A 23,291-nucleotide genomic window follows, 5' to 3' on the forward strand; every position below is an offset into this window, starting at 1 on the left:
AGGGAATCGGTGTCACGACTACACTGACATTGAGGCATTTAATTGCCGGTAGAACAAAACACCGTTCGCGTTACCACTTAAATCATGTTGTAGAAACCATAGCCTATGAAACAATCGCTACAGCTAAAAGTCGGCCAAAGCCTGACAATGACACCCCAGCTGCAGCAGGCGATTCGTTTATTACAGTTGTCTACTCTAGACCTCCAACAAGAAATCCAATCCGCTCTCGACTCCAACCCCCTGCTAGAAATCAGCGACGACGACGGCGATATTGAGGTCAACACCGAACCCACCTCAGCCGAACCCAAAAAGCCCGAAAAAGCGGGTGACAATGAAATAGAAACGCCTCAGCCTGAAGCCGACACCGAATGGGCTGAACGCAGTGATATTCCAGAAGATCTTCCGGTGGACAGCCAGTGGGACGACGTATTTCAAACCAGCGGTAGCGGTTCCGGCAGTAGCTCCTCTGGTGAGGATAGTGACTACAACAACGACTATCGACACTCGAGCTCAGATTCCCTGCAAGATCATTTGCGCTGGCAACTCAACTTAAGCCGCCTGTCCGATATAGACCAAATGATCGCCGACGCCATCATCGATGCCATCGATGAAAAAGGCAGACTTACCGTCAATCCAGAAGAGCTTGTAGAAGGCTTTGACAACGACGCGATAGAGATAGAAGAAGTAAATGCGGTATTACACCTCATCCAACAATTCGACCCACCAGGCGTAGGTGGTCGAGATCTACAAGAATGCCTGTTGATTCAACTCAAACAAATGCCACGCAACACGCCCTACGTCGATGAGGCGTGTTTAGTCGTAAGCCAATATATGGCTCAACTCGGCAATCGCGACTACAATCAAATTATGCGTCGCTGCCGTTTAAAAGAAGATCAGCTACGCGATATCCTAAAGCTTATTCAGTCACTAGATCCGACTCCCGGCAACGCGATAGGCAGTGATGACACCGAGTACGTTATTCCCGATGTGTTCGTAAGCAAGAAAGAGGGACGCTGGTTGGTAGAGCTAAACCCCGATATTGCGCCAAAAATTCAAATCAATGCCCAGTATGCATCAATGGCTCGGCAGAGTAGCAATGCCAGTGACAATGACTATATCCGCGACAATCTCCAAGAAGCACGGTGGTTCATTAAAAGCTTAATCAGTCGCAATGAAACCCTGATGAAAGTAGCTACAAAAATCGTCGAGTACCAACGCGGCTTCCTGGAATATGGCGAAGAAGCCATGAAGCCTCTGGTTTTACACGATATTGCCGAGGCGGTCGGCATGCATGAATCCACTATTTCGCGGGTCACCACCCAAAAATACATGCACACGCCACGCGGAATTTTTGAACTAAAGTTCTTCTTTTCAAGTCATGTATCTACAGATACTGGCGGCGAATGCTCGAGCACAGCAATACGGGCACTGATCAAAAAATTGGTTGCGGCGGAAAACCCTCGCAAACCTTTAAGCGACAGTAAAATCACAGACTTACTCGCCGAACAAGGTATTCAAGTTGCGCGGCGAACCATTGCAAAATACAGAGAATCACTGGTCATTCCGCCCTCTAATGAGCGGAAACGACTAGTTTAAAGAGAGCCATACACGAGCCGGAATTTTGTTCTCTGGCGAGGAAAAGTGCAAACATGAGGATATTAATCCATATCCAATTAACTGCCCTTTATGCCGCAGCCAGCGGGCAAAAAGAAATTCGTGCATAGATCTCACAATGTGGTGATCTAACGATCGCCGCACGTTGCAACTCGCCGCGAGGCGCCAGCATTTTTTAGCGATGAAGGAGCAATATATGCAGATTACTGTAAGTGGTCATCACGTAGACGTTACCCCCGCCCTCCGCGATTATGTAAACAATAAACTCACAAAACTGCAGCGACACTTTGACAATATCACCAATACCGATGTCACTCTGACGGTAGAAAAACTCGTTCAAAAGGCCGAGGCAACAGTACACGTTGCAGGTGCAGACCTATTTGCTACTTGTGAATCAGAGGATATGTATGCTGCAATTGACAGCCTGACCGACAAACTTGATCGCCAATTAATCAAACACAAAGAAAAATCGCTGGGTCGCTAAGACCCGCGATACTCACTGAAGTTAACCACGTAATTATCATGACACTTGACTCAATACTCACAGAAGGGCGCACCGAATACGGTGCGCCCGTTACCAGTAAAAAACGCTTACTTGAATATATCGCTGCCGGTATTGCAGCAGATAACACAGAGTTTGATGCGGACGAGTTATTTAATGAGTTACTCGCCCGCGAACGCCTAGGCAGTACAGGCTTAGGCCACGGTGTCGCCATTCCACACTGCCGCAGCAGCCGCTGCACTCAAATCACCGGCATGTTGCTCAAATTAGAACAGGCCATTGATTTTGAGGCCGTCGATGACGAGCCCGTCGATCTTATATTCGCGCTTATTGTGCCCGCCGAGGCCCACGACGAGCATTTAAAAGTACTTGGCGCACTAGCGACCGCGTTCAATGAAGCCGATTACCGCAGTAAGTTGCGCAGCGCCGAGAACACCGAAGCCTTATTCAAGCGCGCGATAGCAAGCTAAAATGGAACTCATCATTCTAAGCGGTCGATCGGGCTCCGGGAAAAGTACGGCCCTCCACCAATTAGAAGACGAAGGCTTTTATGCTATCGACAATTTACCGGTGTCACTGCTTCCCGCACTGGTTCGCGAGCTTTCGCAAAGCCCGCTGAAAGTCCACAAGCAAGTCGCTGTCTGCATCGATGCTCGCAACTCTCAGGATGAATTAGCTCGATTTAAATCACTGTGCGACGAAGTTAAAAAACACGCCCACCTGCGCATCGTATTTTTAGATGCGGGCGACGATAAGTTAATAAAACGCTTTAGTGAAACGCGACGCCGGCATCCGCTAACCACCGATTCACTGCCTCTTGCCGATGCAATAAAGCTTGAATCAACGCTGCTCGAACCCATCGTGGTTGAGGCGTCATTAGCTATCGACAGCAGTGACATGACGGTGCACGAACTACGCGCAGCTATTCGCGATCGTATTTTGGGGGTAGACGCCAGCAAGCTCGCCGTACAATTGAAATCCTTCGGGTTTAAACGCGGTCTGCCGATTGATGCAGACCTAGTTTACGATCTTCGTATGCTATCCAATCCGCACTGGCAAGATGGACTCCGCACACTCACCGGACAAGATAGCGAAGTACAGAACTACTTGAGCAGCCAAGCAGACGTGATGCTGATGTACGACGACATCCTGCAATATTTGCAGCATTGGCTACCTAAAATCGAGGCGAGCAACCGCAGCTATTTCACCATTGCCATCGGTTGCACGGGCGGTCAACATCGCTCAGTATACATGGTTGAAACGCTTGCCAAGGCCTTGCGTAAGACACATCCAGACCTGCAAGTTCGCCATCGCGAACTACACTAGAGTACCCACGATGGTCGAGTCCAATATAATAATCATTAACAAGCTCGGCTTACATGCCCGCGCAGCCGCCAAGCTAGTCGCAACGACAGGCGCATTTGCCGCCAATATTCAAATCAGTATCAATGACAAATCAGTCGACGGCAAAAGCATTATGGCCGTGATGATGTTAGCCGCTAGCAAAGGCACCGAAATTACCGTGCGCTGCGATGGTGGCGATGAACAAGAAGCGCTATCTGCTGTGCTCGACATTATCTCTCAACGTTTCGGCGAAGCAGAATAATAAGCGTAATATGACTTATTTATGCTAGTTGCCGACTACTGCGGATTGTTGCAGAGAGCACTTTAAAGGATAATTAACCAAGACTCTCTTTTCACCTAATGGCTCAGGTAAATCTAGTCTCCTATATAAAACGCTAGGGATAGGTATGGCCCAGACTGCTGACAAGCTTCAAACCGAGAGCCAACTCAAAACCCTAAACGAAGCTTTGGGTTCGGGGGGCTTTCTGCAAATCCGTCGCATGTTAAACGGTTTGCCCCCTGCTGACGCTGCCCATTTAATAGAATCCACTCCGCATAAAATTCGTAGCGTGCTGTGGCAGCTGATCGACATCGAGAATGAAGGCGACATTCTCCAGCATCTTAACGATGAAGTTCAAAGCCAGTTCCTGCGTCAAATGGACGCGGAAGAAGTCGCGACTATTACCGAAGGTCTCGAAGCGGATGATATCGCAGATATACTCCAGCAGCTGCCCGACCGTGTAATTCGTGAAGTTCTCGACTCAATGGATCATCAAGATCGGATTCGAGTCGAGCACGTCCTGTCCTACGACGAGGACAGTGCCGGTGGTTTGATGAACACCGACACCATTACGGTACGACCAAATATTACTCTAGACGTGGCATTGCGTTATCTGCGTCGTCACGAGCAACTGCCAGAAATGACCGATAGCTTGCTGGTGGTCAATCGCAATGATCAGTACATCGGCGTGCTATCACTGCGCAAACTATTGGTATCCGACCCCAGCGTCACGGTTCGAGAAATAATGGACACCGAGGTGGAACCCATCCCCGCTCGCATGTCCTCGCGCGAGGTCGCCACGCTCTTCGCAAGACACGACTGGGTATCGGCCCCCGTCGTCGATGACAACAGCCTGCTGCTAGGCCGTATCACCATAGATGACGTCGTCGACGTTATCCGTGAAGAATCTGACCACTCATTAATGAGTATGGCGGGTTTGGACGAGGACGAAGATACCTTTGCCGCCGTTCTCACCACCGCGCCGCGCCGCGCCGTGTGGCTAGGTATTAATTTGCTCACCGCGTTTATCGCCTCGGCGGTAATTAATCTATTCGAAGGCACCATCGAAAAAGTCGTCGCTCTCGCCGTACTAATGCCAATAGTGGCAAGCATGGGAGGCGTAGCCGGCACCCAAACACTCACCGTGGTCATTCGCGGTATGGCATTGGGACATATCAGCCGCGACAACAGCCGCTGGCTGATCAATCGAGAAATGGCAGTCGGCGCCATTAATGGGGTGGTTTGGGCGATCATCGTTGCCGGTGCAACCACCCTGTGGTTTGACGACCCCTTAATGGGCGGCATAATCGGTGCCGCGATTATTATTAACTTACTGACTGCGGCTCTCGCTGGCGCAGTACTGCCGCTAGCGATGAAATCATTGAATATAGACCCAGCTCTGGCAGGTGGCGTGGTGCTTACCACCGTGACTGACGTCATTGGCTTTTTATCGTTCCTCGGACTCGCCAGCTATTTTTACGGCTAGCTTAATCCAGCAATATTAAATGAATTAAACGGATCGCAACGTGACCGAATCAGAATTAGAACGCCCCAGTAAAACCGCGCTAAAAAAAGAAATGCAGGCTCTGCAGGAGCTCGGTGAAAAACTGGTCAAGCTCAGTAATAACGAGTTAGCCAAGATACCCATCCGTGACGAGCATCTTAGCGAGGCCATCGCAACTGCACGACGCCTAACCAGCCGAGAAGGCTTACGCCGCCAGTTGCAATACATTGGCAAGTTGATGCGCGGCATCGACCTCAGCGAAATAGAGGCGGGCTTAACTAAACGTGAAGAAGGACAGCGTGAACTAGCGCGCGCCTTCCATCGTTTGGAAGACCTGCGAGATGACATCGTTGAAGAAGGGTTACCAGCGATAGAGAAAGTAGTCGCGCAATTCCCTGACGCAGATCGTCAGCGACTCAGAACACTGATCTTACAAATTGGCAAAGATGCGAAAGCCAACAAGCCCCCCGCTGCCAAACGCAAATTATTTCAATACTTAAAAGAACTGCAAGAGCACTTGCCCAAAAACTAAGTGGAACGTTTTATAAACGGCGATGCTGGGCGACCGGCATCCTTAGACGCAGCGCATTCTGCTCAGCTGAATCATAATCTGCGAGAATACATACCTCTCCAAGACCTGCCTCAGCTAACACCCTCCCCCAACTATCTATAATTACAGAACCACCTGATGTTTGACGCTTGGCGTCATGAACACCACCTTGATTCGCCGCCACCACCAAACATTGATTCTCTATCGCGCGGGCGCGCAACAATGGCAACCAATGCGCCCACCCGGTACTGCGCGTAAACGCCGAGGGCAGAACAACAATATCGGCCTTTAATTCAAACATCTGACGAAATAGTTCGGGAAAGCGCAAATCGTAGCAAATACCAACACCTATTCGACCGAGCGGCGTATCGAGCACGACCACATCATCACCCGGTGCGTAGCTGTCCGACTCTCGATAACTACCCTGAGCGTCGGCGACGTCAGCATCAAATAAATGCATTTTTCGATACTGACCAAGGCAGCATCCGTCCGGCCCGTAAACAAATGACGTCGCATATACCCGCCCGTCGGGAGCAGGGGTTGGAATGGTACCGGCAACCAGCGTTAATTTATATTTCGCAGCTAAATGGGCAAGTTGTGATTGCAAATCACCGCTAGCAGCTTCTTGGACAGCTAGATCAAAAATTCGCTTACTGCCAAACAGCGCAAAATTCTCCGGCAACACGGCCAGTTTTGCACCGCCATTTGCTGCCTCCGCTATTAACCCTTCTGCACGCAGTAAATTCACAGCCAAATCGCTGCTAGAAACCATTTGCAGCGCGGAAACTTTAACTAACGACGTCGATCTAGCCATAATCTACCCCCACAACAATTAGCTCATGAGCTACTAAGTAACCGATCACTCAAGAGTTTCACTGACCTCGGGTGAAGCTTGTTGAACGTCGTCATTATCCACATCGAAGATCTTTTTGAACGTCAACTCGGGCTGTTGAATGGTGCCAGAAATATCATAGACCGCACTTGAAAAACTATCGACCAGCTCTTCAAACACCTTGCTAACCACATAGGCGCCAGCCGCCGCAGGCAAACCACCGACAAGCGCCGCCACCCAAGGTAAATTACTACCCACTGGCAATGTTGCCACCAGGCGAAGATCGGGAACGTCGGTGGTCAAATTAATATTTCCAGTCATCTGGAAGCGACTAGACGGGCCCTTGATATCTAAAGGCGTATTCAGGCGCACAATGCCCTCGTTTAGCGTCAGACTGCCGCGCATAGAATCAAAATAAATACCTTTGCTAAACACATCGCGAAAATCAAACTTCAAACGCCGGATAATATTAGCCATATTAAAAATGCTAAATACTCGTAAAGCGCCGCTGGCCGCATCTGAACTTTTTAGAAAACGACCATCCTCAAAGCTAAAACTAAAATTACCATCGCTGCGCAAAATATCCCAACTCATGGGTGAACTCGACCACGAAATATCAACATCGAATTCGCCGCGCTTTGTTTCCATCACATTGGAATAGCCTAAGCCCGTCAACACCGATCCCAAGTTTTGCACCGCAAACTGTCCTTGCAACTGAGATACCTGCCTGCCGCTATCGTCACGAAGCCAATGTAAACTGCTTTCACCGCTTTGCGGCGCAAGTGAAATACCTCGAAGCTCTCCCCGCAGGGCATTGAAATGGGCTCCGTAATCATCTGTGCGCAGATCAAAACCGACACTTCCCCATGCTTTGCCGCCAACCGTAAGCTGATCAATATTCACATCGGCATTCATTAATGTCCGCGGATCAAGCTCCTCCACGCCCGATCCAGGCCGATCACTAAAGGCAGGCAAATCTAATTTTTGTAAGGCTATCGACGTAACCATTAACGAGCTGTTTCGGGGAAACACCAGTTCGCCAGCCAGTTGTTGGCTGTCGACTTGCAACTGCCAACGTTCAACATTTTCACTAAGTGTCAGCCGCACATCCGTTAACAATTGATCAAAAATATCGACCGCACCAAACTTTAACTCATTGACGGATAAGACCAATCCAGCACCATCTCCCGGCACAGCAGATACCAGATATTGATTAGCAATCTGTTGCCACTGCTCAAAGGTTGCGAATTCAACAGCCCCATCAACATTAAATTGCCCCAACAGCGGCCTAGGCATAACGCTGGCGATATCACCACTACCCAGCGTCAAATTAGCACCGAATACCGCACCGTCGCTTATGCCCAAATTTAGATTAAATTGATTGTTAATTGCCAACCGCAGCAGTGGCTCTTCGCCAAACGGCAGCACTATCGTTAGCGCTTGCACCGCGTCGGGAGCCTTATAGAACGGCTGCGGCAGAGAAATTTCCACTCCCTGCAAGTCAGACGTAAGCTTGAGACTGGGATGATCTCCTCCCGCCTGAATATGCAGCTGAACATCGCTACTGCCATTGAAAAATTGCAGCACCGGAGTTTGCAACCACTGCTCAATATCTTTAGTAGCAACATGAGTAGCGAGCGCCACATCAACCTGGCTTCCATTCTGATTTATGGTGCCGGTAATTGGTCGCTCAAACACATTGGCTTGCAATTTATTACTGCTGAGCCCCCCGTCAGAATCGTAGTGCAAATGCCCCTTCACATCGCTCAGTGCCAAACGAAAATCAGGCAAACCCAACATCTTAATATCAAGATCTGTATCAACGCGCACTTTGGGAATAAGCTCACCAACGAACGCCAAGTGCAAGCCGAAGTCTACCGTTGCATCGCCTTCACCGGTCCACGAATCAAAGGTATTGCCAAGATAAGAGTGCAGGGGCGTATCGATGAGCAAACTCTTTATCTGCGCGAAACTCGGATTCGCGCTAGTCGCGACATCTAGCGCTGCATCGCCGCTTGCCAATGGCGCGACCCGAACATCTAAGGGGCCAAGCGACAAACCATTTATGATTGCCGAGTTTGACTGAGCTACAACATTGGCATTGTCGATCAGCAACGACGCTTTTTCAGCGTGGACTGCTGGCCAATCGCTCTGAAAACGCAACTCAACATTCTCAAGATCAAGATCCAACTGCACCGATGGATGCTGCTCTGCGTGGGCTAATAATGAGCCGTGATAAATAAATCCCGCTGTGGTGGCACGACCGGCGCGGATACTCTCTGCCAGCCAGGTATGCAATCCATCGCTGAGCACATTCGGCGTGTAGCTGTCGTGCTCGCTGGCATCGATATCGCGCGCACCGATAATCAGTGTCATCGCTGGGTCGGGCGCAGCGTCTTTGTGTAAGGGCAAATCCAATCGCAGCAGTGCAGACAAGGTCTTGCCGTTACTTTCAGCATTGATTAAACCACTGTACAGATTTAGGCGCTGATCATCATAGCTCCAGCGCAGTTCAGCCTTAACATCATCTAGCGCAAATGCCTTCTCATACAAATGCGGAAATGACAGGGATAAAGCCTCAGAATCCACCATCAACAATCCCTGCTGAGGGCCTATTTCAAGATAACCCGTCAGGCCCTCGGCACCGGGTGCACCCTGCCATGCCTGCACACTGAGATCCACCGCTTCAGCCCTGAGCGCAAAACTATCGACACCGGAATCGCCAGTAATAAGGTCAAATTCAATATGATCTAGCAGCCCAGTCGGCGCTAAATCGCTCAACACCCCTTGTAAATGCTCGGGCAAAATATCACTTTCCGTAAGAAGGGCGTTTGTCGCTGCCACCTCTAACTGCGGTAAGGTAAACCGCCACAGCTTATCCTCGGGATGACGCACCGAAACACCAGCCAAATCTAGACGATGCTCCCGCCACTGGGCGTCAAACTCGGTAAAGCTAACTCGCCAAAATCCATCGCGATGGCTGCCGGCAAAGCGCATATTTACGTCTTCTAAAAAGTCGTCTTCTGCGCCCCACAAAACCCCAACAGCCAATTTTGGTGCATTGAGCACGCCGCTCAAACTTATGCGCTGGCCTCGTCGCCAGCTCATCCAGATCTCGCCGCTGACCTCACTGTCAAACAAGGGCGCACTCTGCTGAAATATTGGCGCAATAGCCGACAGCCGACTGCCATCGATGACCATATAGGCACTGGCATTGAATCTTTCGGTGTTGCGGGGATCACCGTAAGCTTCCAGCGACATTTGAATATCACCGTCGCTGTCAGTATTTAATTGCGCAAACACCCGTCGGAATTTGTCGTCGCTACGCAGAGAAAAATCTCGACTACTAATATACTTTACGTCGCCGTTTGCATAATTGAGCGTGACCGCAAACAAACCCAAGGTGGCATTGCGGACACCCAGCACCGAATCAATCAACATATCTGGACTGCCGCTAGCGGCATCATCCGCTACCAATCCCGGTACTTGCCAACGTCCCTCACTGTCTTGCGCGAGCTCTATACTGAGAGTACCCGCCTGTATTTGACGTACTTTCGGCGTGCCCGTCAGCAGTGAGGACAAGACATCGACTTCTATGCGGGCGTGATCGAGATGAACAGCAGCGTGACTGCCAAGACGAAAATCGCTTACGTCTATAACGGGAGACAGACCAGACCAGCTTCCCTGGAGGCTGGCCGCCTGCATTTGAATACTGCTAAAACCTTCAATAAACTCAAAAATATCTTGCTGGTAGCGGTCGACCAAACCAATGTACTGGCGGCCAAGGCTAGCATACAAGGCCAACACCACCAGCAACACCAAGGCAGCACCCCAGAGCAAGGCGTAAAGTTGGCGAACTGCCCGCACCAGCATCAGTAATCACCCACGGTCAACAACGGCTCCCATCAAAGCAAAACAACATCATATTGCTCCTGGGTATATACCGCCTCTACCTGAAAGCGAATACTCGCGCCGATGAACTCCTCAAGATCAGCGACATTGGCCGACTCTTCGTCGAGCAGTCGATCGACTACCTCCTGAGACGCCAACACCAGCAAGCGCTTACTCTCATAGGCCCGTGACTCTCGTAAAATCTCCCTGAAAACTTCATAACACACGGTTTCAGGCGACTTAAGCGAACCTCTACCGTGACAGTAGCGACAGGTCTCACAGAGAATGTGCTCAAGACTTTCGCGGGTACGTTTGCGGGTCATTTCTACTAAACCCAACTCAGAGACGCCCGTAATCGACGTTTTGGCGTAGTCCTTTTCCATTGCCCGCTCGAGTGCACGGAGCACTTGGCGGCGATGTTCAGGGTCTTTCATATCGATGAAATCGATAATAATAATGCCGCCGAGATTTCGCAGCCGCAGTTGGCGAGCCAACGCCGCCGCGGCCTCAAGGTTAGTTTTAAATATGGTTTCTTCTAGATTGCGATGACCAACGAAAGCGCCGGTATTAATATCGATGGTACTCATAGCCTCGGTTTGATCGATAATCAAATAACCGCCGGACTTAAGCTCCACCTTGCGCCCAAGGGCTTTTTGAATTTCGTCCTCTACCCCATAGAGGTCAAATATAGGCCGCTCACCGGGATAGTATTCAAGCTGCGAGCTGATCTCCGGCAGATAATCCTCAGCAAATTCGGCGACCCGTTGAAAACTCTCGCGGGAATCAATACGAATTTTTTCCAAGCCGGGCCGCACCAAGTCACGCATTGTGCGCATAAACAAGGGCAAGTCTTCATAGATTACGCTGGGCGCCGTATCGCGTTTCATGCGGCGTTCTACCGCCGCCCACAAGCGCTTCAAGAATTGGACATCGGCAAGCATTTCATCATCGCCCGCGCCCTCTGCCGCGGTACGCAAAATATAGCCATCGCGCAGGTCTTCGTCATCCACCCGCGCGGCTGCCTCGAGCATGTCGCGCAGTCGCTGGCGCTCATCCTCATCGTCTATCCGGTGGGAAACACCAATATGCGCAGCGCCAGGCATATAGACCAAATACCGGGAAGATACCGACAAACGCGTCGTTAAGCGCGCGCCCTTGGTCCCCATAGGATCTTTACTCACTTGCACAGTGAGCAACTGACCTTCGCGAATTTTGCTGCGAATATCCGCATGCTCGCCAGTCTCAGTGTCTAAGCTGGCGATGTCAGAAGCGTGAATAAAACTTGTGCGCTCTAAACCAATATCAACAAATGCCGCCTGCATACCAGGTAGCACCCGCACCACTTTGCCTTGGTAGATGTTGCCGACGATACCTCGCGAACGACTGCGCTCGATGTACACTTCTTGCAGCACACCGTTTTCGACCACCGCCACCCGAGTTTCCACCGGTGTTACATTGATTAGAATCTCTTCACTCATTCCCTGGCTCTACTTCATTCCGGCTTTGTCCAGCAAAACCGCTGTTTCATATAATGGCAAACCCATTACACCAGAATAGCTACCACTCAAGTGTTTAACAAAGCGTCCCGCTGCGCCTTGTATACCATACGCACCGGCTTTGTCATCGGCGTCTCCACTGTCGACATAGGTATCAATTTGCGCTGCGCTAAGTTCTGCGAACACGACCTCGGTCACGCTTAAATCCTGTTCAACGCCACCAGCCGAGTGCACTGCGAGTGCCGTCATTACCTGATGAGAACGACCACTTAAACTGTTTAGCATCACCTTAGCATGTTGACGACTTAAGGGCTTTCCCCAAATTTCGCCATCAACAATAACTGACGTATCTGCCGCCAACACAAGGCGATTTGGAAAAAGTTTAGCCACCGCCGCCGCTTTTTCACTCGCCATGCGCTGAACGTAGGCATCCGCCGCTTCTCCCTGCGCGGGGGTTTCGTCAATATCGGCAGGGACTACCTGAAAGTTCACCCCTATTTGCGTGAGTAATTCAGCGCGGCGCGGTGATCCCGACGCAAGAATGATTACAATGTTTGCCGTCAAAGCTAAAACACCACAAACAAACGCTGCCACCATGCCACTATTGGTCGAACAAATAGCCACAATAAGCCGGTTGTTAAGGCGGGAAGAAATACCAGCCAATGCGTGTGCGCAACACCATTTATATTTTGCGCCCACTGATCAACTAAAATATGGAAGAGTTCGAGTAGCAAAACAAAGGCGGCCTGCTTGCGCAAACTAAACATCCGCAAGCGCTGATAGGAGACTTGTATGATGTAAGCAACCACGGCGAAGGCAAAGGCGTTTTGCCCCAATACCCCGCCCTGCAATACATCCAATAAAATGCCGCAAAGCCAGCAAACAATAACGCCGACCCGCTCGGGAAGCGCCAGCAGCCAGTAAACTAATATAAGTAACAGCCAATCAGGTCTAGCCCAAGACAAATCAGGACTAAGGGGGGTAATACTCAGTAGTAAAGCAATGAATATCGTGACAACGACAAACCACAAGCCATGCGCATGCGATTCCATGCGCTACTCCTCAGTCTTCTGCTCACTGAAAACCAGTAAGACGTTGCGGCTGCGATCTAGCTGAGCCATGGGGCGGGCACGAACTTCAGCAAACGGTTTACCTGGGTCTATCGATACTTCAATCACCTCACCGACGGGATAGCCGCTGGGGAATCGACCACCAAGGCCCGAACTTACCAACATATCGCCAACTTGAATATCTGTGGTAGCGGCGACATGGGTCAAAGCCAACTCGTCAATCAACCCAGTGCCTTCTGCGATAGCTCGCAGGCCATTGCGGCTGACACGAACAGGCAGCGCATGAGCGCTGTCAGTAATGAGTAAAACACGGCTTTGAAGGACACCGACATCGGTAATTTGACCAAGCAAGCCATTGGCGTCGATCACCGGCTGACCAACAAAAGCGCCATCGCGACTGCCTTTATCAACAAGCAGCTGATGGCGATTAGGATCAGAGGCAACCGCGACAACCTCTGCCACCACAACCGTGTCATTCACTCGCTCGGCAGAATTCATCAGCTCGCGCAGACGGACGTTCTCGGCACGCAATTCGATATATTTCTGGAGTTTGGCGTTTAGAATAAGGGATTCAGATCGCAGTCGCTCATTGTCGGCTAGCAATTCGCTGCGGCTGCTCCAGGAGTCGCCAAACTGACTGGCCATCCGGCTGGGCACGTCAACAATCCAGTAGAACGGCGCCGCAACGAGAGACAACTGGGTGCGTAGTGGCGCCATAAAATCGAGGCGCTGACCGATCAAAATCAGCACCAAGGCAAGACCACCCAAAATCAGCAGTCGACCGCCAACAGAGGATTCATTGCGAAATACCGGCTTAATTGCTGCTTCCTCCCACCTTGGGGCGAATCATTATTACTCAGCAGACAATATATCAAGATGATGGCGATCCATCATCTCTAAGGCTTTACCACCACCGCGGGCAACACAGGTTAAAGGGGCTTCAGCGATAATCACCGGCAGCGCACTCTCGTCGGCGATTAACTGATCGATGCCTCGCAACAAGGCGCCGCCACCAGTCAACACAATACCCGTTTCAGCAATATCTGCCGCCAACTCTGGAGGAGACTGCTCAAGAGCGCGTTTAACACCCTGAATAATCACCTGCAATGGCTCCTGCAAGGCTTCCAAAATCTCATCGCTGTTTAAGGTAAAGCGACGCGGTATACCCTCGGCGAGATTGCGACCACGCACATCGATCTCACGCAATTCGCTGCCAGGGTAGGCGCAGCCAATTTCTTGTTTGATACGCTCGGCAGTCGCATCACCAATTAAGCTGCCGTAGGTGCGACGCACATGGGTGACGATGGCTTCATCAAAGCGGTCACCACCAACACGAACCGAATCGGAATACACCACACCATTTAGGGAGATAATCGCTATTTCAGTGGTACCACCACCAATATCAACAACCATCGAGCCCGAGGCTTCGTCAACTCGCAGACCCGCACCAATCGCCGCGGCCATAGGCTCTTCAATTAACCGCACTTCGCGGGCACCCGCACTCAGCACGGATTCGCGAATCGCTCTGCGCTCAACTTGTGTACTCTTGCACGGCACGCTAACAAGGACACGAGGGCTAGGGCGAATAAAGCTATTTTGATGGACCAATTTAATAAAATGCTGGAGCATTTTTTCAGTCACTTGGAAGTCGGCAATAACACCGTCTTTCAGAGGGCGAATTGCTGTGATATTCCCAGGCGTACGCCCGAGCATCCGCTTGGCTTCCATACCCACGGCTTCGATTGTTTTTTGACCATTGTGTACGCGGATTGCCACTACCGAGGGTTCATCCAGAACGATCCCCTGACCACGCACATATATGAGAGTATTTGCCGTTCCAAGATCGATCGAAAGATCATTGGAGAACATGCCGCGAATTCGTTTAAACATGTGTAATTTTCACCTTATACAGCCCCGTTTTTGGGCAGGGACCAGGCTAATCGGACCGGGAGCGATTGCCGCCCGGCAACATCGCGAGGCCCTAAATTAAAAACTTTGCCACTCTATCAACGGCAGGGATTTAGGGCAAGGCGCAAATATGATAAGTTTAACGGTTTACCGGCAAGCTCATTGCATTTCCGACGCAATCCTCATTTTGCGCAGCGGAAATCTGTCTGTGTTGCCGTCAATCAATATGAAAAGGGTGAGCATGAGCTTAGACCAAAACGACATTGCCAAGCTGGCGCGACTAGCGCGTATTAACGTCGCCGAATCAGACACCGCCGAACTCAGCCAACGTATTGGCGATATTCTAAATATGGTCGACGCCATGCAAGCGGTGGACACTACCAATGTAGTTCCAATGGCAAACCCACACGATGCCACCCAACGTCTGCGCGCCGACGAAGTAAATGAAATCAACCAGCGCGAGCACTTTCAAAAAATCGCACCACAAACCGCCGACGGTTTGTATTTGGTACCTCAAGTAATTGAATAAAACGCTGCAGCTAATTGCAACAACGCACCATATTTACCGCCGCACCTATATTCGGCAGCCATAATGAGTAATCTGAACTATGCCCAATCATACGATTGCCGACATTCTTCGCGGACTGGAAGCAAAAACATTTTCCAGCGAAGAAATTACCCAGCAGTACCTTAACGCCATTAATAAACACGACAGCAACTACAATAGCTTTATCACCGTGACCGCCGAACAGGCACTTGCGCAAGCTCGCGCTGCGGATGCAGCCCGCCAAAATGGCTCGGCCGGTACACTGTGTGGCGTGCCTATTGCCCATAAAGATATTTTCTGCACCGGGGGTGTTCGCACCAGCTGCGCGTCAAAAATGTTGGATAACTTCATCGCGCCGTACAACGCCACCGTCGTTGAGCGACTCGCCACTGCCGGCGTAGTCACCTTGGGCAAAACCAATCTTGACGAGTTCGCCATGGGCTCCTCAAACGAAACCAGCTATTACGGCCCCGTTCGCAACCCGTGGAATACCGACTGCGTGCCCGGCGGCTCCTCTGGTGGCTCTGCGGCAGCTATCGCTGCGGGACTCGCACCCGCAGCCACCGGCACCGACACCGGCGGTTCGATTCGCCAACCGGCGGCGCTTTGCGGCCTGACGGGCTTAAAACCCACCTACGGACGTGTTTCGCGTTATGGAATGATTGCCTTCGCATCCAGCCTCGACCAAGGCGGGCCAATGGCCAAAACCGCCGAAGACAATGCCTTGCTACTGCAGGCTATGGCGGGTTTTGACCACCGAGACAGCACCAGCATGGATCTGGCCGTGCCCGACTACCCCGCCGGTCTAAACAAAGATCTCAGCGGGCTCAAAATCGGGGTGCCAAAAGAATATTTTAGTGAAGGCCTAGACCCAGAAATTGCGTCGGCGATAGAAGCGTCGCTGGATGAATTTCGTAAAATGGGCGCAGAAATCAAATCTATTAGCCTGCCACACACTCATTTAGCGGTGCCTTGTTACTATATTATCGCGCCCGCCGAAGCATCTGCTAATCTGTCACGTTTCGACGGCGTACGCTATGGATATCGTTGCGAAAACCCAAAAGATTTAGACGACCTCTACTGCCGCAGCCGCGCCGAAGGTTTTGGCGAGGAAGTGAAGCGTCGTATTTTGATCGGCACCTATGCTCTATCCTCCGGGTTTTACGATGCCTACTACCGCAAAGCCCAACAAATTCGCCGCTTAATTAAGCAAGATTTTGATGAAGCCTTTAAATCCGTAGACATTATCGCCGGCCCCACCACCCCAAACCCGGCGTTTGCCTTGGGTGAAAAAGTCAGCGACCCGCTCACCATGTACCTGGAAGATATTTACACCATCGCCGTTAACCTGGCGGGCCTACCTGCTATTTCATTGCCCGCCGGCTTTACCAAGGGCAAGCCTATTGGCCTGCAATTAATCGGCCGGGATTTTGACGAAACCACCCTGCTCGCCGCAGCGCATCAGTACCAACAGCGCAGCAACTGGCACCAGCAAGCCGCTCCCGGCAGCGTATAAGGAAAGCGACTATGGAATGGGAAGTTGTAATTGGTCTGGAAATTCACGTCCAGCTCACCACCAAATCTAAGATTTTCTCTGGCTCCAGCACCGCCTTCGGCGCTGACGCCAACACCCAAGCTAGCGCGGTTGACTTGGCCATGCCCGGCACCTTGCCGGTACTAAACGAACAGGCGGTAAAAAAGGCCATCTTATTTGGTCTGGCCATCAATGCTGACATTTGCCGCGACTCGGTGTTTGACCGCAAAAATTATTTCTATCCCGACTTACCCAAGGGCTACCAGACCACCCAGATGGACTTTCCCATCGTCGGTCCCGGTATCGTAGAAATCACCTTGAGCGACGGCAGCACCCGCCGTATTCGCGTGCACCACGCCCACCTGGAAGAAGACGCTGGCAAATCCCTGCACGAAGATTATCAGGGTATGTCAGGTATCGACCTAAACCGCGCCGGCACACCACTGATCGAAATTGTCTCCGAACCCGATATGCGCAGCGCCGAAGAGGCCGTCGCTTATTTGCGTAAGATCCACTCTATTGTGACTTACCTGGGTATATCCGACGGCGATATGTCGCAGGGCTCCTTACGCTGCGACGCCAACGTGTCAATTCGCCCCAAGGGCCAAGAGGAATACGGCACCCGAGCAGAGCTTAAAAACATTAACTCCTTCCGCTTTGTTGAACGCGCCATCAAAACCGAGGTGTTACGCCAGATAGAACTGATTGAAGACGGCGGCAAGGTCAAACAAGAAACACGACTTTACGACAGCGACAAAAACGAAACGCGGCCAATGCGCAGCAAAGAAGAAGCCAACGATTATCGCTACTTTCCCTGCCCAGACTTGCTGCCAGTTCATGTCGAGCAATCGGTAATCGATGAACTTCTGGCCAGCATGCCGGAATTGCCCGATGCAAAGCGCCAGCGCTTTGAAGAAGAGTTTGGTCTATCTGCCTATGATGCAGGCTTGCTAACCGGCGAGCGCCCCGTTGCCGATTATTTCGAGGCCGTGGCAAGCAGTGCAGGCGATGCTAAACTCGCCGCTAACTGGGTCAACGGTGAATTGTCCGCCGCACTAAACCGCGAGAATCTCGCGATAAGCGCCAGCCCTGTCACTGCCGAACAATTGGGCGGTTTGATTCAGCGTATTCGCGACAATAGCATTTCCGGCAAAATCGCCAAGCAAGTCTTTGATGCGCTTTGGAATAAAGAAGGCGATAGCGCCGACGCCATCATCGACAGCAAGGGCTTAAAACAAGTATCAGACAGCGGCGCACTGGGGGCGATGGTTGACGAAGTGCTAGCCGCCAATCCCGAGCAAGTTGAGCAATTCCGCGGCGCCGATGAAGGCAAACGCAAGAAAATGCTGGGCTTTTTCGTCGGCCAAATTATGAAAGCATCCAAAGGCCAAGCCAACCCCGGCGTGATCAACTCTCTTTTAAATGAAAAACTCGGCGGCTAACATCGCCAGCAATTAAGGTAGCAAAAATCATTATGAAAAAAGACAAAGAAAAAGTACTCGACGAAGTCTGGACCGAATCGCGGGTTCGCGAGTTTCTGGATTCAGAACCCAAAGCCGGTACCAACAGAGACTTTCACGCCCTGCTAAAGGCCTACCAAAGCATGCGCGCGGATGACTTTGAACTGTTCATTGAAATGTTTTTGGAGACCGGCCGCGATCTAAACGCCACCGACAAGGGCGGTCGCACCGTGCTGAGTTACGCCAAAGAACACCGCAACTCAGGCGAGCATGTCGCCGCTTTAGAAAATAAGGGCGCGGTTTAACCCCCGCCCTAAACGCTGCGACCGCGGGCTAAGCGGTCGCGGTTCTCCTGTTTTTTCTTTTCACTTTTCCGCAACATGATATACACCGCGCCCGCGCCACCATGCTGAGGCTGCGCACTGCAAAATCCCTGCACTTCTTCCATCTCAGGCAACCAACGGTTTACATAGGACTTAAGCACTGCTCCTGTGGACTCGCTGTGATGACCACGCCCGTGCACAATCATAATAGTGCGCAAATCTGCCTTCATCGCCTCGCGAATAAATTCAAAGACCTGCAGGCGCGCCTGCTCAACCGTCATTTTGTGCAAATCCAGCCGCGCCTCGATGGCATATTTACCCTGCTTTAGGCGACGAAATACACCGTTCTGCACCCCTTCGCGCTTAAACTCCAGCACATAGTAAGGGTCCAGCAACTCAATTTCAGACGTCGACAAAAAGTTGCGGGCATTGCTTTGCGCTGTCGCTGCGGCGCGACGAGCGGCGATATTCACCGCGCCGCCATCATCTTTTCTGATAACAACCCGCCGCTCAATCTCGAGCGGTTTGACACCGACCATCTCTTCAGCGAACAATCGATCATCGTCGTTCATATTCACCTCCTCCGATGTAAAGGATTCATCATGTCAAATAACGGCACCAGCCCTGCATCGAATTTTAACCCCGCGCTCTGCCCGCTATGCGAACAGGCCAATCAATGCGCAGTCGCCGCCGGCGAAGAGCCCTCAAGCTGCTGGTGTATGAACGCCGCGATTAGCGAAAATGCCAAACGAACAGCCCGTCAACAAGGCGACTCAAAACGCTGCCTCTGCAAGCAGTGCGGCCGCCCACTCACTAGTTAGTTACTGGTAGGCCTCGGCCATTTTCTCATAGCGGGCGCACTCGGGGGTCTTTTCATCGCTACTATTTTCAAGCTCTTCACAGCTAAGTGTGGTCATCGAGTCCATACACGCACTCGCCGCCCCATGCAGAGGATGCGTCGCTGCCACATTGCTAACCTGCTGCTGAATAGCGACGCATGCGCCCTCTAAGCTCGCCATCACCATCGCCCGTACATCCGGCGTTAAATCAGCCTCACCAATGCTTTTCAGCGCGCAAGATTTCATTTTTTCGCACAGTACATTGTACGAATCACCAATATCAGCAGCCTGTAAAGTCGCAGAAAGACTCATCATCAACACCGCGTACATTGCATAAACTGTTTTCATAAGACCCTTCCCTCAGTCAATATTCCTAAATTCTGGCTTGTTGCCGTTTTACCCACGCCACCAAACGCGATAACGTTGGCATAGTGATACGCTAGCGCCTTCCTTTCTGGCTAGCAATCCCACAATCGCAATTACTTTTTTATTGATACAGGCACATCGGCTTATGAATGCACGCCCGCTAAGCGGCCCAGATTATTTACTCCGCGGCTTCAAAATTATTCGCCAGCCGGGAATTCGCCTGTTTGTCGCCATCCCACTATTAATCAATATTGTCATCTTTGGCGCATTTACCACCCTGACATTGGACGCCATGTCGGGATGGATCAATCAAGTCATAGCGTGGCTGCCCAGCTGGCTAGACTTTTTGCGCTGGATTTTATGGCCGCTGGCAGTGATTTTAGTGCTAGCGATAGTCATGTATATATTCAGCACAGTGGCCAATATTATCGCGGCACCATTTAACGGCCTATTGGCAGAAAAAGTAGAGGAAATGCTAACCGGTCAAGAGGTGTCTGGCCGCGAAACCATTGCCATGGCCATTGCAAGCTTCCCGAAAAGTATTGGCCGCGAATGCCAGAAATTACTTTATTATCTCGGCTTTGCGATTCTCACCCTGATCGCCAGCTTTGTAATTTCGCCGCTGGCCCCCTTACTCTGGTTCGCCTTAAATTCCTGGATGATGGCTGTCGAGTATTGCGACTATCCCATGGACAATCACAAACTCAGTTTTAAAGATGCGCGCAAACGTATTGCCAGCCAGCGTGGCACCAGCGCGAGTTTTGGCGCGTTAGTCATGCTGGGCACAATGGTGCCAATTTTGAATTTATTTATTATGCCCGCCGCGGTCTGCGGTGGCACCTTGATGTGGGTAGAGCGCTTAAAAGATAAAGCTTAGGGCTGTGCCACTGCTTTTTTTGCAAGCGAGGCGGAATTAGCCTCGCTATACATTGCTGTTCCGGCGGTATTAAAACTTGCCACCATCTTTAAGCAAATGCTCTGGCGGCCGCTCGCAGGGCAACTTCATACCCAACTCAGCCTCTATACCCGGCAGCAGAAAGGCATCGTCTTCGCAGGCAAAGCTTATCGAGGTGCCTGTTGCTCCGGCGCGACCGGTGCGGCCAATACGATGCACGTAGTCGTCTGCGTCTTCTGGCAGGGTGTAGTTAATAACGTGGCTCACGCCATTTACGTGAATACCGCGGCCGGCCACGTCAGTGGCTACCAGGCACTCAATTTCACCGTCTTTAAACTGCTGCAGGGTGCGCGAACGCTTATTCTGTGGAATTTCACCCGACAAAATACCGCAGCGAATCCCATTCTTCTGCATTTTCTCAAAGAGGCGACGAGTCTCATCGCGGCGGTTTGCAAAGATAATCACACTTGTCGCACTTTCATGGCGAACAATATTCAGCAGCAATTTAAATTTATCCTGCGACTCAACCAAATAGACTTTTTGATCAACCGTATCCGTCGCTACACTTTCGGGCTCGATGTCAATATTGATCGGCTCTTCCGTCCACTGCTCGGTCAGTCGAATAATATCGTCGGTGAAGGTCGCACTAAATAGCAATGTCTGACGATGGCTCTTCTTAGGACATGAACGCACGATGCGTTTCACTTGGGGAATAAACCCCATATCCAACATCCGGTCCGCTTCGTCGATAACCAAAATTTCAATTTGATCGAGATAAAGGTCTTTACGACCTTCAAAGTCCAGTAAGCGACCCGGCGTTGCCACCACGATATCAACCATGCCCGCTAGCTTATCTTGCTGCTTTTGGTAATCCATACCGCCGATAAGGGTGACCACGTTCAAGCCGCAATATTTACCAAGCTTGCGGGCGTCGTCGCCAATTTGCACCACCAGCTCTCGCGTAGGTGCAATCACCAGTGCACGGGGCTCACCAGCAAAACGCTCTTCTTCTATGGGGTTATTCAGCAGGTCGTTAAAAATGGTGATCAAAAAGGCCGCCGTTTTACCCGTGCCGGTTTGCGCCTTACCAATCACATCATTACCACGAAGTGTGTGGGGCAAGGACGCCGCCTGAATCGGCGAACAGTATTTAAACCCTGTGTCGGCAATGCCGTGCATTAAGGTCTCGTCGAGATCGAGGTCATGAAAACGGGTTTTACCCTCTTCCGGCGCCACCTCAAACTCTTTTACTGACCAGCTACTCTGCTCTTGGACGGCAGCCTTATTTTGGGTTCGACCCTTACGCTTATGACCATCGCCGTGCCGGTCTTTGACTTCTGGCTTCACTGATTTGACAGCTCTTCCAGTATCGGCAGCAGCCGTGTTTTCGGGCGCTGACGGCGCGGATTTACCTGATCCAAACAACTTTTTTAACAAAATACATTCTTCTTACATTGCTCAATAATCAGCCATTCTATCATCATTCAACTGCTATCGTGCCAGCCTGCTTTTCCTGCAATTTATTAGGGACTGCTGAATCCGCCTCACTCTGCTTCTCTGGCGCCACTTCTGGCAATTCTTCGCTCGGTGGCTCTGGTGATTCGTCCCGCGATGCGGCTGGCGCTTCCGCCGACGATGGCTTCACTTCGACAACCGGCTCAGATTTTTCCTCAACTCGCTTTGACCTAACATATTGCCTCGCATTACGATCTAAATAATAGTCAAAACTTAGGTAACGCCCCCCACCGCTAAACAATAAGCTCAACAGCAATATGAAGTAGGTCGCCGCAAACTCAATACCGTTGTTTAAGATGACGAAATTACCTTTCTCGGTTAACCAATCATAGTGACCATAGTTAGCCAATATGCTGCTCGCGCGATCCAGGCGCTCGCCGACAGCAATGCTATTCTCCATACTCTGCTGCGCCATCGGTATACCGATGTCGGCGAGTGGCTTTGCCGTACTCGTCAGTGGGTCGCTCGGCGCGATAGCAAACCAGCCGTTATCCCAATGCACCGAGAAAGCCGCCACCAACATAGCGACCATAAGTGGGATACTCACCCAGCGCACTGCCAAGCCTAACAGCAGCAAAAACCCGCCAAGCAACTCTGTGTACGTCACCAAATAGGTCATCACTTCCGGATAAGGTAATTTCAAACCTTGATCCAGCCACATCGCAGTTGCATCGAAATTCTGTAATTTGTACAAGCCCGCCGCGAGCATAATCGGCGCCAGGTAGAGACGGATCAAAAAAGGTGCGACGAAATCGAGTTTTGCGAACAGTGTGAATACGCCGTCGTGCAAAAAGTAATACGCCTTCAAAATAAGTCTCATG

24 protein-coding genes are annotated in these 23,291 nt (G+C 51.1%); 13 read left to right on the forward strand and 11 right to left on the reverse strand.

Annotated features, from left to right (window positions below):
* Nucleotides 1–105 precede the first annotated feature (105 nt).
* From AAC007_RS05805 to yjgA, 7 genes are all read left to right on the forward strand, one after another.
* Nucleotides 106–1,596, forward strand: a complete 1,491-nt coding sequence (locus AAC007_RS05805; RefSeq protein ID WP_295876035.1) for an RNA polymerase factor sigma-54 — start codon at nt 106–108, stop codon at nt 1,594–1,596.
* Nucleotides 1,597–1,810: 214 nt separating this feature from the next.
* The gene (gene raiA, locus AAC007_RS05810) at nt 1,811–2,098 is read left to right on the forward strand and encodes a ribosome-associated translation inhibitor RaiA (protein WP_103683591.1); all 288 of its coding nucleotides are present in this window, start codon (nt 1,811–1,813) and stop codon (nt 2,096–2,098) included.
* Nucleotides 2,099–2,136: 38 nt separating this feature from the next.
* Nucleotides 2,137–2,586, forward strand: a complete 450-nt coding sequence (locus AAC007_RS05815; RefSeq protein WP_339675201.1) for a PTS sugar transporter subunit IIA — start codon at nt 2,137–2,139, stop codon at nt 2,584–2,586.
* A 1-nt stretch (nt 2,587) separates the two neighbouring features.
* Nucleotides 2,588–3,442, forward strand: coding sequence for an RNase adapter RapZ (gene rapZ / locus AAC007_RS05820; protein WP_339675203.1), 855 nt, complete (start codon nt 2,588–2,590; stop codon nt 3,440–3,442).
* Between the two features lie 10 nt (nt 3,443–3,452).
* Nucleotides 3,453–3,722: an HPr family phosphocarrier protein gene (locus AAC007_RS05825; RefSeq protein ID WP_219042460.1), complete on the forward strand. Its 270-nt coding sequence runs from the start codon at nt 3,453–3,455 to the stop codon at nt 3,720–3,722.
* Nucleotides 3,723–3,867: 145 nt separating this feature from the next.
* Nucleotides 3,868–5,226 (forward strand): magnesium transporter, encoded by a 1,359-nt coding sequence (gene mgtE / locus AAC007_RS05830; protein ID WP_219042461.1) that lies wholly within the window; start codon nt 3,868–3,870, stop codon nt 5,224–5,226.
* Nucleotides 5,227–5,266: 40 nt separating this feature from the next.
* A complete protein-coding gene (gene yjgA, locus AAC007_RS05835; protein WP_219042462.1) occupies nt 5,267–5,776 on the forward strand; it encodes a ribosome biogenesis factor YjgA in 510 nt (169 codons plus the stop codon).
* Between the two features lie 10 nt (nt 5,777–5,786).
* On the opposite strand, the gene AAC007_RS05840 is transcribed toward yjgA, so the two are convergent.
* The 7 genes from AAC007_RS05840 to AAC007_RS05870 all read right to left on the reverse strand — a co-directional run bounded on the left by AAC007_RS05840 (nt 5,787) and on the right by AAC007_RS05870 (nt 14,973).
* Nucleotides 5,787–6,608 carry a carbon-nitrogen hydrolase family protein gene (locus AAC007_RS05840; protein ID WP_295876053.1) on the reverse strand — a complete coding sequence of 274 codons (822 nt, stop codon included), beginning with the start codon at nt 6,606–6,608 and terminating at the stop codon, nt 5,787–5,789.
* Nucleotides 6,609–6,653: 45 nt separating this feature from the next.
* Nucleotides 6,654–10,499: a YhdP family protein gene (locus tag AAC007_RS05845; protein WP_339675206.1), complete on the reverse strand. Its 3,846-nt coding sequence runs from the start codon at nt 10,497–10,499 to the stop codon at nt 6,654–6,656.
* Between the two features lie 32 nt (nt 10,500–10,531).
* Nucleotides 10,532–11,995 (reverse strand): ribonuclease G, encoded by a 1,464-nt coding sequence (gene rng / locus AAC007_RS05850; RefSeq protein WP_295876058.1) that lies wholly within the window; start codon nt 11,993–11,995, stop codon nt 10,532–10,534.
* A 9-nt stretch (nt 11,996–12,004) separates the two neighbouring features.
* On the reverse strand, nt 12,005–12,577 hold the full coding sequence (locus AAC007_RS05855) for a nucleoside triphosphate pyrophosphatase (RefSeq protein WP_339675209.1): 573 nt from the start codon (nt 12,575–12,577) through the stop codon (nt 12,005–12,007).
* A gap of 2 nt (nt 12,578–12,579) precedes the next feature.
* Nucleotides 12,580–13,065 carry a rod shape-determining protein MreD gene (mreD, locus tag AAC007_RS05860; RefSeq protein ID WP_219042467.1) on the reverse strand — a complete coding sequence of 162 codons (486 nt, stop codon included), beginning with the start codon at nt 13,063–13,065 and terminating at the stop codon, nt 12,580–12,582.
* Between the two features lie 3 nt (nt 13,066–13,068).
* Nucleotides 13,069–13,851: a rod shape-determining protein MreC gene (mreC, locus tag AAC007_RS05865; protein WP_339675212.1), complete on the reverse strand. Its 783-nt coding sequence runs from the start codon at nt 13,849–13,851 to the stop codon at nt 13,069–13,071.
* Nucleotides 13,852–13,935: 84 nt separating this feature from the next.
* Entirely contained in the window at nt 13,936–14,973 is a 1,038-nt protein-coding gene (locus tag AAC007_RS05870) for a rod shape-determining protein (RefSeq protein WP_339675214.1), read from the reverse strand.
* 148 nt (nt 14,974–15,121) lie between these two features.
* On the opposite strand from AAC007_RS05870, the gene gatC reads away from it, so the two are divergent.
* The 4 genes from gatC (at nt 15,122) to AAC007_RS05890 (ending at nt 18,837) form a co-directional block, all read left to right on the forward strand.
* A complete protein-coding gene (gene gatC, locus AAC007_RS05875) occupies nt 15,122–15,520 on the forward strand; it encodes an Asp-tRNA(Asn)/Glu-tRNA(Gln) amidotransferase subunit GatC (protein WP_339675216.1) in 399 nt (132 codons plus the stop codon).
* A 79-nt stretch (nt 15,521–15,599) separates the two neighbouring features.
* Entirely contained in the window at nt 15,600–17,054 is a 1,455-nt protein-coding gene (gene gatA / locus AAC007_RS05880; protein WP_339675217.1) for an Asp-tRNA(Asn)/Glu-tRNA(Gln) amidotransferase subunit GatA, read from the forward strand.
* Between the two features lie 11 nt (nt 17,055–17,065).
* Nucleotides 17,066–18,514, forward strand: coding sequence for an Asp-tRNA(Asn)/Glu-tRNA(Gln) amidotransferase subunit GatB (gene gatB, locus AAC007_RS05885; RefSeq protein WP_295876077.1), 1,449 nt, complete (start codon nt 17,066–17,068; stop codon nt 18,512–18,514).
* 32 nt (nt 18,515–18,546) lie between these two features.
* The gene (locus tag AAC007_RS05890) at nt 18,547–18,837 is read left to right on the forward strand and encodes a PA4642 family protein (RefSeq protein WP_219042471.1); all 291 of its coding nucleotides are present in this window, start codon (nt 18,547–18,549) and stop codon (nt 18,835–18,837) included.
* A gap of 8 nt (nt 18,838–18,845) precedes the next feature.
* Here AAC007_RS05890 and smrA read toward each other — a convergent pair whose 3' ends face one another.
* Complete coding sequence (gene smrA, locus AAC007_RS05895) at nt 18,846–19,427, reverse strand: DNA endonuclease SmrA (protein ID WP_296435049.1); 582 nt, start codon at nt 19,425–19,427, stop codon at nt 18,846–18,848.
* 30 nt (nt 19,428–19,457) lie between these two features.
* Between smrA and AAC007_RS05900 the strand changes: the two genes are divergently transcribed.
* The gene (locus tag AAC007_RS05900) at nt 19,458–19,676 is read left to right on the forward strand and encodes a cysteine-rich CWC family protein (RefSeq protein ID WP_295876083.1); all 219 of its coding nucleotides are present in this window, start codon (nt 19,458–19,460) and stop codon (nt 19,674–19,676) included.
* Here the strand turns inward: AAC007_RS05900 and AAC007_RS05905 are convergent, their stop codons facing one another.
* A complete protein-coding gene (locus AAC007_RS05905; protein ID WP_295876084.1) occupies nt 19,677–20,042 on the reverse strand; it encodes a hypothetical protein in 366 nt (121 codons plus the stop codon).
* Nucleotides 20,043–20,205: 163 nt separating this feature from the next.
* Here AAC007_RS05905 and cysZ point away from each other — a divergent pair, with 163 nt between their 5' ends.
* The gene (gene cysZ, locus AAC007_RS05910; protein WP_295876087.1) at nt 20,206–20,937 is read left to right on the forward strand and encodes a sulfate transporter CysZ; all 732 of its coding nucleotides are present in this window, start codon (nt 20,206–20,208) and stop codon (nt 20,935–20,937) included.
* Nucleotides 20,938–21,006: 69 nt separating this feature from the next.
* Here cysZ and rhlB read toward each other — a convergent pair whose 3' ends face one another.
* A complete protein-coding gene (gene rhlB, locus AAC007_RS05915) occupies nt 21,007–22,302 on the reverse strand; it encodes an ATP-dependent RNA helicase RhlB (RefSeq protein WP_339675221.1) in 1,296 nt (431 codons plus the stop codon).
* A 133-nt stretch (nt 22,303–22,435) separates the two neighbouring features.
* Nucleotides 22,436–23,290 carry a DoxX family protein gene (locus tag AAC007_RS05920; protein WP_339675223.1) on the reverse strand — a complete coding sequence of 285 codons (855 nt, stop codon included), beginning with the start codon at nt 23,288–23,290 and terminating at the stop codon, nt 22,436–22,438.
* Between the last annotated feature and the right edge of the window lies 1 nt (nt 23,291).

The sequence above is a fragment of the uncultured Zhongshania sp. genome (assembly GCF_963975605.1).
Lineage (GTDB): Bacteria > Pseudomonadota > Gammaproteobacteria > Pseudomonadales > Spongiibacteraceae > Spongiibacter > Spongiibacter aquimaris.